At 27.7% G+C, this 18,125-nt stretch carries 15 protein-coding genes and 1 other annotated feature; all 15 genes read left to right on the top strand.

The annotated features are described in order from the left end of the window. The first annotated feature begins 65 nt into the window (after window positions 1–65). The 15 genes from AC07E4_RS17940 (at window position 66) to udk (ending at window position 18,071) form a co-directional block, all read left to right on the top strand. Window positions 66–1,373, top strand: a complete 1,308-nt coding sequence (locus tag AC07E4_RS17940) for a sigma-54-dependent transcriptional regulator (protein WP_242838450.1) — start codon at window positions 66–68, stop codon at window positions 1,371–1,373. Window positions 1,374–1,823: 450 nt separating this feature from the next. Then, window positions 1,824–3,170, top strand: coding sequence for a sodium-dependent transporter (locus AC07E4_RS17935; protein ID WP_478217082.1), 1,347 nt, complete (start codon window positions 1,824–1,826; stop codon window positions 3,168–3,170). Between the two features lie 160 nt (window positions 3,171–3,330). Then, a complete protein-coding gene (locus AC07E4_RS17930) occupies window positions 3,331–3,846 on the top strand; it encodes a PRC-barrel domain-containing protein (RefSeq protein WP_478217081.1) in 516 nt (171 codons plus the stop codon). Continuing rightward, window positions 3,827–4,855, top strand: a complete 1,029-nt coding sequence (locus tag AC07E4_RS17925) for an AI-2E family transporter (RefSeq protein ID WP_051540484.1) — start codon at window positions 3,827–3,829, stop codon at window positions 4,853–4,855. Before AC07E4_RS17930 ends, AC07E4_RS17925 begins: the two co-directional genes overlap by 20 nt. Before the next feature lie 127 nt (window positions 4,856–4,982). After that, window positions 4,983–5,156: a binding site (T-box leader), on the top strand. A gap of 495 nt (window positions 5,157–5,651) precedes the next feature. Next, window positions 5,652–8,294 carry an alanine--tRNA ligase gene (gene alaS / locus AC07E4_RS17920; protein ID WP_478217080.1) on the top strand — a complete coding sequence of 881 codons (2,643 nt, stop codon included), beginning with the start codon at window positions 5,652–5,654 and terminating at the stop codon, window positions 8,292–8,294. Window positions 8,295–8,442: 148 nt separating this feature from the next. Next, window positions 8,443–8,694, top strand: a complete 252-nt coding sequence (locus AC07E4_RS17915; protein ID WP_040330761.1) for an IreB family regulatory phosphoprotein — start codon at window positions 8,443–8,445, stop codon at window positions 8,692–8,694. A 229-nt stretch (window positions 8,695–8,923) separates the two neighbouring features. Further along, window positions 8,924–9,334: a Holliday junction resolvase RuvX gene (ruvX, locus tag AC07E4_RS17910; RefSeq protein ID WP_040330760.1), complete on the top strand. Its 411-nt coding sequence runs from the start codon at window positions 8,924–8,926 to the stop codon at window positions 9,332–9,334. An 18-nt stretch (window positions 9,335–9,352) separates the two neighbouring features. After that, on the top strand, window positions 9,353–9,604 hold the full coding sequence (locus AC07E4_RS17905) for a DUF1292 domain-containing protein (RefSeq protein WP_040330759.1): 252 nt from the start codon (window positions 9,353–9,355) through the stop codon (window positions 9,602–9,604). 255 nt (window positions 9,605–9,859) lie between these two features. Continuing rightward, window positions 9,860–10,306 carry a Fur family transcriptional regulator gene (locus tag AC07E4_RS17900; RefSeq protein WP_040330771.1) on the top strand — a complete coding sequence of 149 codons (447 nt, stop codon included), beginning with the start codon at window positions 9,860–9,862 and terminating at the stop codon, window positions 10,304–10,306. Window positions 10,307–10,411: 105 nt separating this feature from the next. Then, window positions 10,412–12,079, top strand: coding sequence for a ribonuclease J (locus tag AC07E4_RS17895; RefSeq protein ID WP_430830000.1), 1,668 nt, complete (start codon window positions 10,412–10,414; stop codon window positions 12,077–12,079). Window positions 12,080–12,629: 550 nt separating this feature from the next. Then, window positions 12,630–14,450 carry a translational GTPase TypA gene (gene typA, locus AC07E4_RS17890; RefSeq protein ID WP_040330757.1) on the top strand — a complete coding sequence of 607 codons (1,821 nt, stop codon included), beginning with the start codon at window positions 12,630–12,632 and terminating at the stop codon, window positions 14,448–14,450. 28 nt (window positions 14,451–14,478) lie between these two features. After that, window positions 14,479–15,480, top strand: coding sequence for an endolytic transglycosylase MltG (mltG, locus tag AC07E4_RS17885; protein ID WP_478217079.1), 1,002 nt, complete (start codon window positions 14,479–14,481; stop codon window positions 15,478–15,480). Window positions 15,481–15,557: 77 nt separating this feature from the next. Then, window positions 15,558–16,241, top strand: coding sequence for an O-methyltransferase (locus AC07E4_RS17880; RefSeq protein WP_040330755.1), 684 nt, complete (start codon window positions 15,558–15,560; stop codon window positions 16,239–16,241). Next, entirely contained in the window at window positions 16,207–17,436 is a 1,230-nt protein-coding gene (locus AC07E4_RS17875) for a peptidase U32 family protein (protein ID WP_430830003.1), read from the top strand. Before AC07E4_RS17880 ends, AC07E4_RS17875 begins: the two co-directional genes overlap by 35 nt. Then, the gene (gene udk, locus AC07E4_RS17870; protein ID WP_040330753.1) at window positions 17,436–18,071 is read left to right on the top strand and encodes a uridine kinase; all 636 of its coding nucleotides are present in this window, start codon (window positions 17,436–17,438) and stop codon (window positions 18,069–18,071) included. The genes AC07E4_RS17875 and udk overlap by 1 nt, the downstream gene beginning before the upstream one ends. Window positions 18,072–18,125 lie beyond the last annotated feature (54 nt).

The raw sequence follows: 18,125 nt of genomic DNA, 5'->3' as shown, positions 1-18,125 counted from the left end.
GTTAAAATATTAAAATGAACTAAGAAATTTACTATATGTTAGTTATGATTGGGGGAATATGTTTTTTGAAAATTTTAATTGTTGATGATGAAAAAGAATATAGAATGATTTTAAAAAAAATCATAGAAAAACATGGTTATAGTGTAGATGTGGCTTGTAGTGGTGAAGAAGCAATTAAAAAGATAAAAAATGAAAAATTTAATTTAATATTATCTGATTTGATTATGGACAAAATGAATGGGATAAAATTGTTATCTAAAGTAAAAGAAAGTGATAATGATATAGAAGTAATATTAGTAACTGGATATGGGAGTATACAAAATGCAGTTGAAGCAATGAAAAAAGGTGCTTTTTCATATTTTATAAAAGGTGATCCACCAGAAGAACTTATAAATGAAATAAAAAAAGTAGAAGAAAAATTTAAAGATGACACTGATGGTGAATTTATTCTTAAAACCAATAATAAAAAATTTTTGGAGTTATTAGAGCTTGCAAAAAATGCGGCGAAAAGTAATGTTAATATATTAATTTTAGGTGAGTCTGGTGTTGGAAAGGATGTTATAGCAAATTATATTCATAATTGTAGTGATAGGAAAGAAAGAGATTTTATTCCTGTAAATTGTTGTGCATTTTCAGATTCACTTTTAGAGTCAGAACTTTTTGGGCATGAAAAAGGGGCTTTTACAGGAGCATTGGATAAAAGAATTGGAAGATTTGAAAGTGCTAACAATGGAACTTTGTTTTTAGATGAAATAGGAGATATATCATTAGATGTTCAAGTGAAATTATTAAGGGTTTTAGAAAAAAGAACTGTTGAAAGAATAGGAAGTAATGAAGAAATAAATGTTGATTTTAGGCTTATATGTGCTACTAATAAAAATTTAAACAATGAAATACGAAAAGGAAACTTTAGAGAAGATTTCTTTTATAGAATTAGTACTATAGTATTAGAAATACCACCATTAAGAGAAAGAAAAGAAGATATAGAAATGCTAATTAAATTCTTTTTGAATCAATGTGAAAAAGAATTTAATAAGAATATAAAGAAAATTGATGAAAAAGTTATGAGTTTTTTAATGAATTATAATTACCCAGGAAATTTAAGAGAAATGAAAAATATAATAAGAAGATTAGTTGTACTAACACAAAATGGAATCATAACATCAAAATATTTACCAAATGAAAGTAGTATTCTTATAGAAGATGATTATGATGAAGTAAGACCATTAAGAGAAATACGAAGAGAATTTGAAGCTGAATATATAGAAAAAGTTCTAGGAAAATGCAAAAATAATGTATCTGAAGCTGCAAGAAGATTAGAGATAAGTAGAAGACAACTTAGTAATAAAATAAACGAATATAATATAGGATAGGAAAAAAATTTCATAGTGTATAGGAAATTTTTTTCACACTATACAAAAAAAGAGGCAATTATTGCCTCTTTTTCTATTTTAGAATGCTTTATTAAATAATTATTAAATAAAATATGTAAAACAAAATTTAAACATTTACATTTATATTTATTTATGTAAAATATGAATTTAAATATTAATAAGGTGTGAATATATTTATATGATAAAGCTTTTTTTCATGTTGGCATATCAGTTGCTTATTATATAGATAAATAGATTTATAGTTAATGGCTAAGAGTGAAATTATTTCTACAATCAAAGGCTAAGGTTGAGAATACAAATTAAAACACTTTAAAACTAGCAACATTACTGGGGTATTCTTTGTTAATAAGTTTAAACTTGAAAATAAGTTATTGTAAATAATAAAGTATACGCCTATAAATTTAAAGTTAATAGAAGGAGGGGCTATGAATGGAACAAAAAAGAGAGAATTGGGGAAGTCGATTTGGATTTATAATGGCGACAGCTGGTTTTGCGATAGGACTTGGAGCAGTTTGGAGATTTCCTTATATGGTAGGTGTAAATGGGGGTGGAGCATTTTTATTAGTATATATAATAATATCAGCAGTAATTGGAATTCCATTATTTATCGCTGAAATGGGACTTGGAAGAAAGACTCAACTTAACCCTATAGATGGAATGAGAAAACTTACAAAGAAAGGGAGCATCTGGGTAGCTATAGGTTGGTTAGGAGTTGCAGCCGCAACTATAATAATGTCATACTATGTAATGCTTATAGGTTGGATGCTTGCATATTTTGTTAAAATGATAACTGGACAATTTACAGGAACAACTGCAACTGAAATTTCAAGTATATACACAGCATTTACATCGAATCCAGGGCAAGTAGTTGTATACACATTAATTATGATAGTTATTTTAGGGGTAATAGTAAATAAAGGTTTGAAAAATGGAATAGAAAATTGCTGTAAATATTTAATGCCAGCATTATTAGTGCTTTTAATTATATTAGCAATTAGATCACTTATGTTACCTGGAGCAATGGAAGGTGTTAAATGGTATCTAAAACCAAATTTTTCAAAGATAAATGGTAAAGTAATTCTAGCTGCACTTGGACAATCTTTCTTTGCAATAGGTATAGGATTTGCAGGATCCTTTGTTTATGGCAGTTATTTAGATAAGAACAATAGTAACTTACCAGGAGATGCAACAATAATAGTGGTAGTAAATACTATTATTGCAGTAGTTGCTGGACTTGTTATATTTCCGGCTATATTTTCTTTTGGAATGTCACCAACAGAGGGGCCAGGGTTAACCTTTATAACTATGCCAAATTTATTTTCTAAGATGGCAGGAGGAAGAATATTTGGTGGTGCATTTTTCTTTTTAGTTATAATTGCAGGGATAACTTCAGGAATAGGATTTTTAGAAGCAATAACTTGCACAGTATCAGAAGTTTTTAAAATAGATAGAAAGAAGACTGTATGGAGAGTTTTGGCAGTTATATTTGTATTATCAATACCATGTATATTATCTCAAGGACCATGGAGTAATGTTGAAATAATAGGAAAAAATTTATTTGATTTAGCTGATTATATATCAGGAAGTGTATTAATGCCATTAGGAGCACTTTTAATATCATTATATATAGCTAAAGAGTGGAAGTTCAAAGGATATATGGATGAATGTAATGTAGGTGGAGGAAAATTTCAAATAAAAAGATGGTGGAAACCTATAGTAATTTTATTAATACCAATATCAGTATGTACAATAATGATAACAGGACTAATTCAATAAACAACACTTTAAAATATATAATTTAGAAATATGAACTGCAAAAAAGCTATGAATTTAGATTTATTAATTAAATTCATAGCTTTTTTGTAGACTAAATAAACTAGGATAGGTAAATAATATATACAAAATCAAATCGCTTTTGTATATGGAGATGATGAATTTGAGCAAAATTAGAGATTATATATATATGGATGTTGTTGATATTAATGGAAAGAGACTTGGATATATAAAAGATATACTTATAAATTTTCACGAAAAAAAAGTTATTGGGTTTGACATAACACCATACAAACTATTTGGGAAAAATTTTAATATTATGAAAGAAGATGTTTTATATTTTAATAAATATATGGTTGTAAAAAAGATAAGCAAAGAGAAATGCTTAAGATTTGAAGATATAAATAAAATGTATGTTATTGATAGGAATTCTAATATATTAGGTGTAGTTAAGGATTTGATTTTTGATGAAGATGAAATGAATATACAGGGAGTTATTATAGCTACAAATATTTTAAATTTATTTCTAAAAAGACAAGTTCTATTGGCTAAAAATTTAATATTAGGAGAAAAAAACTTATTTTATATGTCTACTGAAGAAAAAATAAACTTGGAGTGCATACCAAATAAATTTTTGAGTATAGGAGAAGGTGATATATTTGAAAAAAGAAGTAAGTAAAAAAATTATAAAGTATATAATTATAGGTTTAATAATTATATTTACAATTATATTAATAAAGAAAATTCCTATATTTTTAGATTTATTTGGAGTTATAGTGATATCTTTTATAATTTCATATAGTTTAAGACCATATTATAAATTTTTAGTTAGAAAAGGAGTAAGTAAAAAAGTAAGTGCATTATTAGTATTATTAAGTATAGTAGTATTTATAATACTAATTTTAACTATATTAATACCTTGTATACTAAGTGAGGGCAAAAACTTAGCAGAAATATTGAGTAACTTGGAAGGGTATTTAGGAAGTGCAAAAAACATAGATATTCCTTTTGGTGATAATGAATATGTAATTAAAGGTTTAAATAATGTATATTATAAACTTCAGGAAATTGTAAGCCAAGGCATAGGAAACTTAGGCGAAAAAATAATATCTATAGGTGAGAATATATTAATTTTTTTAATTTCTCCAACTATGATATACTTTTTCCTTTGTGATGATGAATTAATATTAAATGGAATAGCAAAATTCATACCTAATGGTGGTAAAAGAGAGTTTAGAAAAGCAATTATACATGTTGATAAAGTATTGGAAAGATACATAATAACACAATTCGAATTATGTGGAATAATAGGGATTTTAACATTTATTTCATTGATGATACTAAGAGTTAAATTTCCATTATTATTATCTTTTATAAATGCTATGTTTAATATAATACCGTATTTTGGACCTTTTATAGGAGCAGTACCAATAGTTATACTTGCAAGTATAAAGTCAATAAAAAGTGGAATATATGTGGCAATTGTTTTAACTATAATACAACAAATAGAAGGTGATGTAATAGGACCCAAAATTATAGGAGATAATATAAATGCACATCCATTAACAGTACTTATGCTATTACTAATAGGTGGAAACATAGGTGGAGTTTTAGGTATGATAATAATAATACCTATATGGGTTACTGCAAAGGTTCTATATGAAGATTTAGAAGGATATCTATATTAAAATACAATAATAATAAATAACTACTAGTTGATAAATGTGTAATTTAAAAGCTAAATCTATAATTTTATATTGTGAAAAGTAGTTGACAAAAAAATCTTTTTTAATATAATGAAAATATAAAATTTAATATTAAGTGATGATAAGAATTAGTAAATATATTGAGGCATTAAGAGAGGAAGTGGTTGGTGAAAACTTCTTGGGAGATATATTGAAGCTATCTTGGAGCTAACATATAATTAAGTGATATTAATATTTAGTATTAATATAATTAGGGTGGTAACGCGGAACTTTCGTCCCTTTTCTGGGAAGGAAGTTTTATTTTTTTATTTAAAAATAAAATATAGAAATAAAGATTAGAGTTAAATTTTTAGAATTATAATTAACAATTTATATATAGGAATCCAAGTTAAAACTTTAAGTTATTCATGTTTCATTTGAGAAAGAGCAATTTGAAGTGTTATTCAAAATTAACAATTAACGATGAACAATTAACAATGAAGGATAAAACTGAAGTCTCAGTTTATTTAAATCAATTTTTATGATAATTTGCACAGCAAATTAGTTGAAAACAATATAAAAACGTAGTTTTTATGTATATCTATTCATAAATATTAAGAACAAAGTGAGTAATATTAACTATCATTGTTAATTGTTAATTGATTCCAAATATTATAATAGAATAAACTGTAAGATTAGTAGTATTATTTGAGAAAGCTATTATTTAAAGTTTCAACTTGGAACCCTATATAACTTTAATTAAAAAAATCTATATTAATATAAAGTAGGAGGAAATATTATGAAGAACATGACAGTAAACGAAATAAGAGAGTCATTCTTAAAATTTTTTGAAGGAAAAGATCATTTAAGATTACCAAGTTTCCCATTAGTACCTAAAAATGATAAAAGTTTATTATTAATAAACGCAGGTATGGCACCATTAAAACCTTATTTTACAGGGCTTCAAACTCCACCATCTAAAAGAGTGGTTGATTGCCAAAAATGTATAAGAACTGGTGATATAGAAAATGTAGGTAAAACATCAAGACATGGTACATTTTTTGAAATGCTTGGAAACTTTTCTTTTGGAGATTATTTTAAAGGTGAAATAATTCCATGGGCATGGGAGTATATAACAGAAGTATTAGAAATACCAAAGGATAGATTATATGTAACTATTCATTTAAATGATGACGAAGCTAATGAAATTTGGACTTCAAAAACAGATGTAAATCCCAATCGTATATTTAGATTAGGTGCAGATAACTTCTGGGAAATTGGTGTAGGACCATGTGGACCAAGTTCAGAAATTCATTTTGATAGAAATCCTGAATTAGGTGAAATAAAAACAGCAGAAGAATTTGTAGAGGCTTCTGATAATGATAGAGTAATTGAGTTTTGGAATCTAGTATTTACTCAATTTGATAAAGATGAAGAAGGAAATTATAACAAGATTGAACATACAAATATAGATACTGGAATGGGTCTTGAAAGAATTTCTACAATAATGCAAGGTGTTGATAATATATTTGAAGTTGACACAATGATGGCTATAATAAATGAAGTTTGTAAAAAAGCAAATAAAAAATATAAAGAAAATGCAAATACTGATGTTTCTATAAGAATTATAACTGATCATGTTAGAAGTGTGACATTTATGATTGGTGATGGAGTATTGCCTTCAAATGAAGGAAGAGGTTATGTATTAAGAAGATTACTAAGAAGAGCTGCAAGACATGGAAGATTACTAGGAATAGAAGGAATATTCCTAAGTGAATTATGTGATGTAGTAATAGACAGTTGTAAGAGTGAATATAAAGAATTAGTAGAAAAAGCCGATTATATTAAAAAGGTTATTAAGTTAGAGGAAGAAAGATTTAGTGAGACAATTGACTCAGGAATGGAAATATTAAAATCATATATAGATGAATTAGAGGAAAATAAGGAAACTACTTTAAAGGGTGAAAAAGTATTTAAACTTTATGACACATATGGTTTCCCAATGGAACTTACAAAAGAAATCTTAGAAGAAAAAAATCTTAACCTTGATATAGATGGATTTAACACAGAAATGAAGAACCAAAGAGAGAGAGCAAGAAATGCTAGAGGCTACTCTAACTATATGGGAAATGATGATGGTGTAATAAATAAAATAGATAAAGATATAGAAATTGAATTTACTGGGTATACTAGTTTAATAGAAGACTCAAAAGCTATGATTTTAATAAAAGATGAGGAATTTGTATCTAAACTTGAAAAAGGTGATAAAGGAATAATAGTTACACTTAAAACTCCATTCTATGCTGAAATGGGTGGTCAAGTAGGAGATAAAGGAATAATATGTAACGAAAAATTCAAAGCAGAAGTTTATGATTGTAAAAAGAATGCTGGTGGAAAGACATTACACTTTGTAAATGTTGTTGAAGGTTCAGTTAGCATAGATGATGAAGTTAAACTTTCAGTAGATGAAACAAGAAGAAATAGAATATGTAAAAACCATACAGCAACTCATATGTTACATGAAGCATTAAGAGAAGTTTTAGGAGATCATGTAAATCAAAGTGGTTCATATGTAGATGACGAAAGATTAAGATTTGACTTTACACATTTTTCAGCAGTTACAGAGGAAGAACTTAAAAAAGTTGAAAATATTTTAAATGAAGAAATAATGAAAGTATATAATGTTTGTACTGATGTTATGACTTTAGAAGAAGCAAAAAATAGTGGAGCTGTTGCATTATTTGATGATAAATATGCTGATGATGTAAGAGTTGTATCAGTTGGAAGCTTTAGTAAAGAACTTTGTGGTGGAACTCATATTAAAAATTCAGGAGAAATTGGATTATTTAAGATTTTAAGTGAAAGTGGAGTTGCCGCAGGAACAAGAAGAATAGAAGCTACAACAGGAGAAAAATCTGTAGAGTATATTGAAAATAAAAATGAATTATTAAAAGAAGTTTCTAGTGCATTAAAATGTACTGAAAAAGATTTATTAAGTAAAGTTCAAGGATTACTACAAGAACTAAAAGATAAAGACAAAGAAATACAAGAATTTAAAAATAAATTAACAAGTGGATTAGAAGATGAATTATTATCTTTAGTAAAAGAAGTAAATGGAATAAAAACAATAGTAACTTCAGTTAAAGATGTAGATGCTAATTCTCTAAGAAATTTATGTGATAAGTTAAGAGATAAATTGCAAAGTGGAGTAGTAGTACTTGGAAGTGCAAATGGTGAAAAGGTACAATTAGTTGCTATGGCTACTAAAGATGTTACAAATAAAGGTATTCATTGTGGAAAAATAATAAAAGAGGTTGCACTAATAGCTGGTGGTGGCGGCGGTGGAAGACCGGACATGGCTCAAGCTGGTGGAAAGCTACCTGAAAAATTAGAAGAAGCAATGAACAAAGGAAGAGAAGTAATAGAAACTTTAGTTAAATAGTATACTTTTTACTATATATGATTTATAATAGAAGTAATTATAAAATAGTAAATTGTTAAAATGAAGTAGTATTCAAAAAGTTTAATAATAACTTTTTATAATATACAAGACTTATTAAAAATAGGTTATAAGAAAGAGGGCGATTATAATGGATAATCAAAATACTGTTCAGTTTGATGGAATAAAAAGCAAAAAAGATATGACAAAAATGATACTAACTGACGTGTATGATGCCTTAATAGAAAAAGGATATAATCCTGTAAATCAATTAGTAGGATATTTAATTTCAGGAGATCCAACATATATTACAAATTATAATGGAGCAAGAGCATTAGTTAGTAAACTAGAAAGAGATGACATATTAGAAGAAGTTTTAAAAGCTTATCTAGATATAAAATAAAAATGCCTTTAAGGCATTTTTATTTTAAATTTAAGAAAAAGTAACTTAAATTTACATAAACAACAATATTATTTAATTACGGTTACATATTTTATTAAAAGTTAAGATAAATATAAATATTATAATAAATAGTAATTGTTTTTATTGCTTTATTAAAAAGATATAATATATATTAGATATATATACTTTTTAAAATTAAATTATTTTAATAGTATTAGGAGAAATTTCAATGAGAATACTAGGATTAGATGTAGGTGATAGAACTATTGGCGTTGCTATAAGTGATCCACTAGGTTTTACAGCACAAGGAATAACAACAATAAGAAGAAAAAAATTAGAAGAAGACATAAATGAATTGTTAAAAATATGTGATGAATATAAAGTTGAAAAAATAGTATCAGGACTTCCAAAAAACATGAATGGAACTGTTGGAGAACAGGGCGAAAAAGTAAAAATGTTTTGCGAAGAGTTAAAAAAACACATTGATAAAGATATAATTTTTTGGGATGAAAGATTAACAACTGTAGCAGCTCATAAAGCAATGCTAGAAGCGGATATGTCTAGAAAAAAAAGAAAGCAAATAGTAGATAAAATAGCAGCAACTTATATTCTGCAAGGTTATCTAGATAGTATATATTAGAAAGTAGGAGAATAGAAGATGGAAAACAATATGGAAACAATAGTATTAATTGATGAAAATGGAGAAGAAGTTGAATTCGAAATAGTTGTAAAAATGGACATTGAGCAAGATGAATATGTAATAGTTACACCAGTAGATTCAGATGAAGAGTATGATATTGCTTTAAGAATGGAAGAAGATGAAAATGGTGAAATGATACTTATTCCTGTAGAAGATGAGGATGAACTTGCAATCATTTCAGAAGCATATGAAGCTTTAGATTTAGAATAATAGATATAAACTAGTAAATTTTATATGCTTATGTGCACAAAATAAATTTTGATTATTAAGTTATTATCCTAAAAATAATTAAATAAAAACTATGAATAGTTAGATAATATTCATTAGATTTTAAAATTAACTTTAGTAAACCTTAGTTTTTTTGAATAGAATCCAAAATATTTTAAAAATATTAAGTTCAGGAGAAGTTTACATTAATTGTTTTAAAAGGATAGTTACTTTTAGAAAGGATGTAATGTATTGAATATGTCTCATGAAAAAATTGAAGAGTTAAAAGATGAATTAAAAGAAAAAGGATACAAACTTACTCCTCAAAGAAGAGCTATATTAAATGGTATAATAAATAGTGAAGGCGAACATTTGACAGCGGAAGAGTTATATGATTTAGTAAAAGCTGATTGCCCAGAGATAGGATTAGCTACTGTATATAGAACAGTTCAGTTGTTAGAAGAATTAGGTGTCATTTGTAGATTGGATTTAGATGATGGAATAAGTAGGTACGAGCTTTCACAAGGTGATGATAATCATAACCACCATCATTTAATATGTACTAAGTGCAATAAGGTCATTGAAGTTCAAGGAGATTTACTAGAGGAAATTGAGAAAGTTATAGAGGAAAAATATAAGTTTAAAATAGAAAATCATAGTTTGAAATTTTATGGTTTTTGTGATGAGTGCAACGAATCTAAATAATATGTTTACTGAAGATGTATTATAGATTTTGTTTAAGATGAAGATAATTTTATCCATGATAAAGGATTTAATATAAAAAAATAAAAACACAAAGGAGGGGAGAAAGTGCGTAAAGAGAAAGAAAAGATAAAAATTATACCTCTAGGAGGATTTAATGAAATTGGAAAAAATCTAACAGTAATTGAATATAAAAATGATATTGTTGTTGTAGATTGTGGACTTAAATTCCCAGATGATGATATGTTAGGAATAGACGTGGTAATACCAGATATTACTTATCTTATAAAGAATAGAGAAAGAGTAAAAGGTATATTTTTAACACATGGTCATGAAGATCATATAGGAGCGTTGCCATATGTTTTAAAACAAATCAATGTTCCGGTTTATGGTACTAAGCTTACATTAGGAATTGTAGAAATAAAGCTAAAAGAACATGGATTATTAAGCTCTGTTGAATTAAAATGTGTAAAACCAAAGGATATAATAAAGCTTGATAATGTATCTGTTGAATTTATAAAAACAAATCATAGTATAGCAGATTCTGTAGCTTTAGCAATTCATACTCCAGCAGGGGTAGTGGTTCATACTGGGGACTTTAAAATCGATTACACTCCTATTGATGGAGGAGTAGCAGATCTTACTAGATTTGCAGAATTAGGTAAAAAAGGTGTTACTGTCATGTTGGCAGATAGCACAAACGTGGAAAGACCAGGATACACTATGTCAGAAAGTACTGTTGGAGAAACTTTTGATAAAATCTTCTTTGGAGCCAAGGGAAGAATTATAGTTGCTACATTTGCTTCGAATATTCACAGAATTCAACAAGTTATTGAATCAGCTAGTAAATATGGAAGAAAAGTTGCTATATCTGGTAGAAGTATGGAAAATATAATGGCAGTAGCTATAGAGCTTGGATATGTAAAAATGGAAAAAGACATATTAATAAATGTTGATTCTATATCTAAGTATCCAGATGACAAAGTTGCAATTGTAACAACAGGAAGTCAGGGAGAACCAATGTCTGCACTTTCAAGAATGGCTGCATCAGAGCATAAAAAAGTTAACATTCAAAAAGGTGATACAGTAATAATATCTGCAACACCGATTCCGGGAAATGAGAAATTAGTTTCCAAAGTAATAAATCAATTATTTAAAAAAGGTGCAGATGTTATATATGAAGCTTTAGCTGATGTACATGTATCAGGTCATGCTTGTCAAGAAGAGTTGAAATTAATGCATGCTTTAGTTAAACCTAAATTCTTTATACCAGCTCATGGTGAATATAGACATTTAAAACAACATGGAGAATTAGCTGTAAAGTTAGGAATGCCAGAAAGAAATGTTTATTTAGGTGAAAATGGAGATGTTATAGAAGTTTCAAGAGAATCTATAAGAAAAATATCATCTGTAGTATCTGGTCAAGTTTTTGTTGATGGATTAGGTGTTGGTGATGTAGGAAATATAGTATTAAGAGATAGAAAACATTTATCACAAGATGGTATATTAACAGTTGTTGTTACTATAGAAAAGGAAACGGGAGCTGTAATTGCTGGTCCAGACATTATTTCAAGAGGGTTTGTATATGTTAGAGAATCAGAAGACTTAATGGATGAGGCGCGTGAGCTTGTGAAAAATGCATTAAAAGAATGTGAAGAAAATAAAATTAAAGAATGGCCAACTATAAAAGGAAACATAAGGGAAGTATTGAGGTCTTACTTATATGAAAAAACTAAAAGAAGACCTATGATATTACCAATAATCATGGAAGTATAATTATTAAGAAAAGTCTGCGAAATAATTCGTAGACTTTTTTTAGATATATTATTAGTAATATAATTGTTTTTTTGAAAATATGATATTATAATATAGTATGAAATCTGTACATTTAGTCAATGTTATATAAAGTACCAATTAATACATTTTGAAAGTACCTTCTAAAGTATAATAATTTTATGTAATTGGAAAAGTTAAAATAAAACTTAAAACTTTATAAAAAAATTTCAAATTGAGATACATAGAATAATTTTGTTTATATTATAAAATTTAAATGCACATTTTAATTGCGACTGATATGACTATATAACTTAAATAAGAGATATAAACATGTATATATGATCATCTAAAATTTAAGGTTTATATTATGGTTTTATTGGTAAAAATTATTATATTAGATTAAAATTACAATGGATAATAACTATTAGAAAGTTGACTTTTATTAAACATAATATTAGAATAGGTATAGTTGATTAAAAGTTGGGTACAAGGTTCGTATCCAATTTTATTTTGTACGTATTTTGAGAAAACAAAAATTTGGAGGCAAATAATGAATAAATTTACAAGAGATGATATAAGAAACATAGCTATAATAGCGCACGTTGACCACGGTAAAACTACATTAGTAGATGCGCTTTTAAAACAAAGTAAAGTATTTAGAGAAAATGAAAAAGTAGAAGAAAGAGTAATGGACTCTAATGACTTAGAAAGAGAAAGAGGAATTACAATCTTATCTAAGAATACATCAGTACACTATAAAGATAAAAAAATAAACATCATAGACACTCCAGGACACGCTGACTTCGGTGGAGAAGTTGAGAGGGTTCTTAAGATGGTTGATAGTGTTCTTTTAGTTGTAGACTCTTATGAAGGGGCAATGCCACAAACTAAATTCGTTTTAAAAAAGGCATTAGAACTTTCTTTAAAACCAATAGTTGTAATTAATAAAATAGACAAACCAAATGAAAGAGCTGCAGAAGTTATAGACGAAGTGTTTGACCTATTTGTTGAATTAGGAGCAAATGATGAGCAATTAGACTTTAAAGTTATTTATTGTTCAGCAAGAGATGGTATAGCAAAAGCAGAATTAGAAGATGAATCAGATAACATGATTCCACTATTTGAAGCAATAGTTGATTATGTAGCACCACCTTCAGGATACATAGATATGCCAATGCAAATGCTAGTTACATCATTAGATTACAATGAGTATGTTGGAAAAATTGGAATTGGTAAAGTTGAAAGAGGAATTATAAAGAAAAATCAATCTGTTGCAGTAATGAGAAAAGATGGTACAACAAAGAATGTAAAAATATCAAATCTTTATGTATATGATGGATTAAAAAGAGAAGAAACAGATGAAGCTAAATTAGGTGATATTGTTGCAATATCAGGAATTCCAGATATAAATATAGGAGAAACAGTAGCAGATGCTCAAAACCCAGAAGCTCTTCCATTTGTAGAAATAGACGAGCCAACACTTAGCATGAATTTCATAGTTAACAATTCTCCTTTTGCAGGTCAAGATGGTGATTTTGTAACATCTAGACACCTAAGAGATAGACTTATGAAAGAATTAGAAACTAACGTAAGTTTAAGAGTTGAAGAAACAGATTCTGCTGATTCATTTAAGGTAAGTGGTAGAGGAGAATTACATTTATCTATATTAATAGAAACAATGAGAAGACAAGGTTATGAGTTCCAAGTTTCTAAACCAACTGTTATCTTTAAAGAAGAAAATGGTAAGAAATTAGAGCCTATAGAAAACTTAACAATAGACGTTCCAGAAGAATTTATGGGAGTTGTTATGGAAAAATTAGGACCTAGAAAAGCAGAAATGGTAAACATGACAAGTGCTATAAATGGATACACAAGATTAGAGTTTACAGTTCCTTCAAGAGGACTTATAGGATTTAGAAATGAGTTTATGACAGATACTAAAGGTAACGGAATAATGAACCATATATTATCTGGATATGAGCCATTTAAAGGAGAAATTCCTGATAGAAGTAGAGGATCTTTAGTTGTATTTGAACAAGGTGAATCAATTGGTTACGGATTATTCAATGCACAAGAAAGAGGAACTTTATTTATAGGACCTGGAGTACCTGTATATCAAGGTATGGTTGTTGGTGAATGTTCAAGAAATGAAGATATAGAAGTTAATGTATGTAAGAAAAAGCATCTTTCAAACACAAGATCATCAGGAGCAGATGATGCTTTAAAATTAACACCACCAAGATTATTATCTTTAGAGCAATGTCTTGAGTTCATAGCAGCAGATGAGCTAGTTGAAATTACTCCAAAGAACATAAGATTAAGAAAAAGAATATTAGATCCTAATATAAGAAAAAGAAATGCAAGAAAATAGATAAATTTAATATAGTGGGGTGTGTCATGTGAAAAAGGGCATTATTATAGCTACTTTTTGTCTAATAGGTATATTAATTTTCGGCACAATTTTTTACAGTAAAAGTATAAAAAATCCTTTTGAAACTAATGATGATTTTATTGTTAAAGTAAAAGAGGGAGATACTTTATATACTATAATTGATGGTATTGATGAAGATGGTATATTAAAAAACTCAGTTATAACAAAAATGTATATAAAAATGAGTGATAATAAACCAGTAATAAAACCAGGGACATATAATGTTGAAAAAGATGCTTCACTAGGGGATTTATTAAATATTTTAGGAAATGAATCTTTAAATAATAATAATGTTTCTGTTACAATTCCAGAGGGTTATGATATAGATCAAATTGCAAAAGTCTTAGATGAAAAAGGCATAATTAGCAGTGAGAAATTTATAAAAGGTGTTAAAGAATATCCTGTTCCTAAATATATAAAACTTGATGAAAAGAAAAGATATCAGTTAGAAGGATTTTTATTTCCTGACACTTATACTTTTACAAAAGGTGTAACTGCAGAGGAAATAATTAAAACTATGAATAATAGATTTAATAGTATTATAAAAGAATTAACTAACAAAGAGGCAATAGAAACTCAAAATATAAATGATATAGTTACTATGGCATCAATTGTAGAAAAAGAGGCAAGTAGTGAATCTGAAAGAGATATTGTGTCTTCAGTATTCTATAATAGGCTTAATAACAAGATGAAATTTCAGTCTTGTGCTACAGTGATTTATGCATTAGGGGAGCATAGAGAAAAACTTTATGAAAAAGATTTGGAAGTTAAATCTCCGTATAATACGTATTTAGTAGAGGGTCTTCCGGTAGGACCAATAAGTAATCCAGGAAGAGCATCTATAAATGCAGCAATAAATCCTAAAAAAACTAATTACTTGTTTTTTGTATCTAATAATGATGGAACGCACTTTTTTACAGATAACTATGAAGAATTTTTAAAAGTAAAAGAAAAAACTCAAGGATTTTAATATATAGGGCATCCAGAGTGAAATTATTATTGCTATAATTTTACTTTGGATGCCTAATTAAGAAAATGGAGGGACTTATGAGTGGAGTTACTTATGAATATATGGAAAACTATATAAGAAATCTTATACCTAATCGTGTAGGTCTTTTAAAAGAATTAGAAGAATTTGCATTAGAAAATAAGGTGCCTATAATTCAAAAAGAGGGTGCTAAGTTCTTGGAATTTATGGTTACTATGAAAAAACCTAAGAAAATTTTAGAACTTGGAACTGCCATAGGTTATTCCTCTATTTTAATGACTTTAGTATCTGGATGTGAATCTAAAATAACTACAATAGAGAGAGACGAAAAAATGCTAAGTATAGCAAAAGAAAATGTAAAAAAGTATAATTTAGAAAATAATATAAGCATACTAAGTGGAGATTGTCTTGAAGTTTTAGAAAGTCTAGATGATGAGTACGATATGATATTTATGGATGCAGGCAAGGGACATTACAATCATTTTTTACCACATTGTTTAAGATTGTTGTCTAAAGATGGTGTAATAGTTGCAGACAATGTTTTATTTAGAGGTATGGTTGCTAGTGATGAACTTGTAAAAAGAAGAAAAATAACTATAGTAAAAAGAATGAGAAGTTATTTAGATATGGTTTCTGCGGATGAAGATTTAGTAACAACGGTAATACCTATGGGTGATGGTATTGCGCTTACTGTAAGGAGGAATGAAAATGATAAAACCAGAAATTTTAGCTCCAGCAGGTAATTTAGAAAAATTAAAAACTGCTATTAGATTTGGGGCAGATGCAGTATATTTAGGTGGAAGCAAATTAAATCTAAGAGCATTTGCGGATAATTTTAGCAATAAGGAACTAAAAGAAGGTATAGACTATGCTCATGCTAGAGGAAAAAAAGTTTATGTAACATTGAATGTTTTTCCACATAATGAAGATTTAGATGGATTAGAAGAATATTTAAAGGAACTTTATGAATTAGGCACTGATGCAATAATAGTTTCGGATCCAGGAATAATAATGACAGCAAGAGAAGTAGTTCCAAACTTAGAAATTCATTTAAGTACTCAAGCTAATAATGTAAATTATAAGTCAGCTATATTTTGGCATAAACAAGGCGTTAAAAGGGTAGTATTAGCTAGAGAAGTGTCTATGGAAGAAATAAAAACAATAAATGACAAAACACCTGAGTCTTTAGATTTAGAAATATTTGTACATGGTTCAATGTGCATGTCTTATTCAGGAAGATGTCTACTTTCAAATTATATGACTGGTAGAGATTCTAATAGAGGTGCATGTGCTCAACCATGTAGATATAAGTATAAATTAGTAGAAGAAAAAAGAAGTGAAGAGTCTTTCCCGATATTAGAAGATGAAAGAGGAACATACATAATGAATTCAAAGGATTTATGTATGATAGAATACATTCCTGAACTTGTTAAAACAGGTGCAGTTTCGCTTAAAATAGAAGGAAGAATGAAAAGTGCATATTATGTAGCTACAGTTGTAAAAGCTTATAGAGAGGCTCTAGACGCATATATTAGTGATCCTGAAGGATATAAATTCAATCCAAAATGGTTACAACAATTAGATAAACCAAGTCATAGAAAATATTATACAGGATTTTATCTTGGAGACAAAGATAGTCAAATTTATGAATCATCTTCTTATATTAGAAACTACGATATAGTTGGAACTGTTGTAAGTTTTGATAAGGAAAATAAAGTGGCAGTTATTGAACAAAGAAATAAAGTATTTGATAACGAAACTATAGAAGTTTTAAGACCAGTAGGTGATAATATAGAAGTTACTTTAGCTGATATGAAAGATGAAAATGGAAATAAAATAGAATCAGCACCAAGTGCACAAATGCTATTTCAAGTTAAAGTAGATAAAGATTTAGAAAAAGATGACATACTTATAAAGGCCAAGGAGGAAAAGAAGTAATGAGCCGACCAGTTATAATAGGAATCACCGGTGGAACGGGTTCTGGAAAAAGTACTATAGCAAAGGAAATATACAAAAGTTTTGGAGCAGATTGCATAGCAATGATAGAACAAGACTCTTATTACAAAGATCAAAGCCATTTAACTTTAGAAGAAAGAGTAAAGACTAATTATGATCATCCAAATGCATTTGATACAGAGTTATTAATTAGTCAATTAAACAGCCTTATAAATGGAGAAGCAATTAAAAAACCTATTTATGATTTTGAAGTTCATAATAGAAATCAAAGTGAAACTGTAAAAGTTGAAGCAAGAGATATAATTATAGTTGAAGGTATATTAGTTCTTCAAGAAAAAGAATTAAGGGATATGCTAGATATAAAAATATATGTAGATACTGATGCTGATGTTAGATTTATTAGAAGAATGGTTAGGGACGTAAAAGAAAGAGGTAGAACTATAGATTCTGTTATAAATCAATATTTAACAGTAGTAAAGAAAATGCATGAAGAATTTACAGAAAACACAAAGAAATTTGCAGATATAGTTATTCCAGAAGGTGGCCATAATAAAGTTGCTATAGATATAATAAATGCAAATATAAGACAAATATTACAAAGTAAAAAGACAATATAAATTTGTACATAAAATATAATTGGAAATCATTATATTTGAAATTAAGGAATATAA

The sequence above is a fragment of the Clostridium amazonense genome (assembly GCF_056431285.1).
The sequence above is the reverse complement of the archived record's forward strand: the minus strand, read 5'-3'. Positions and strand labels throughout refer to the sequence as shown.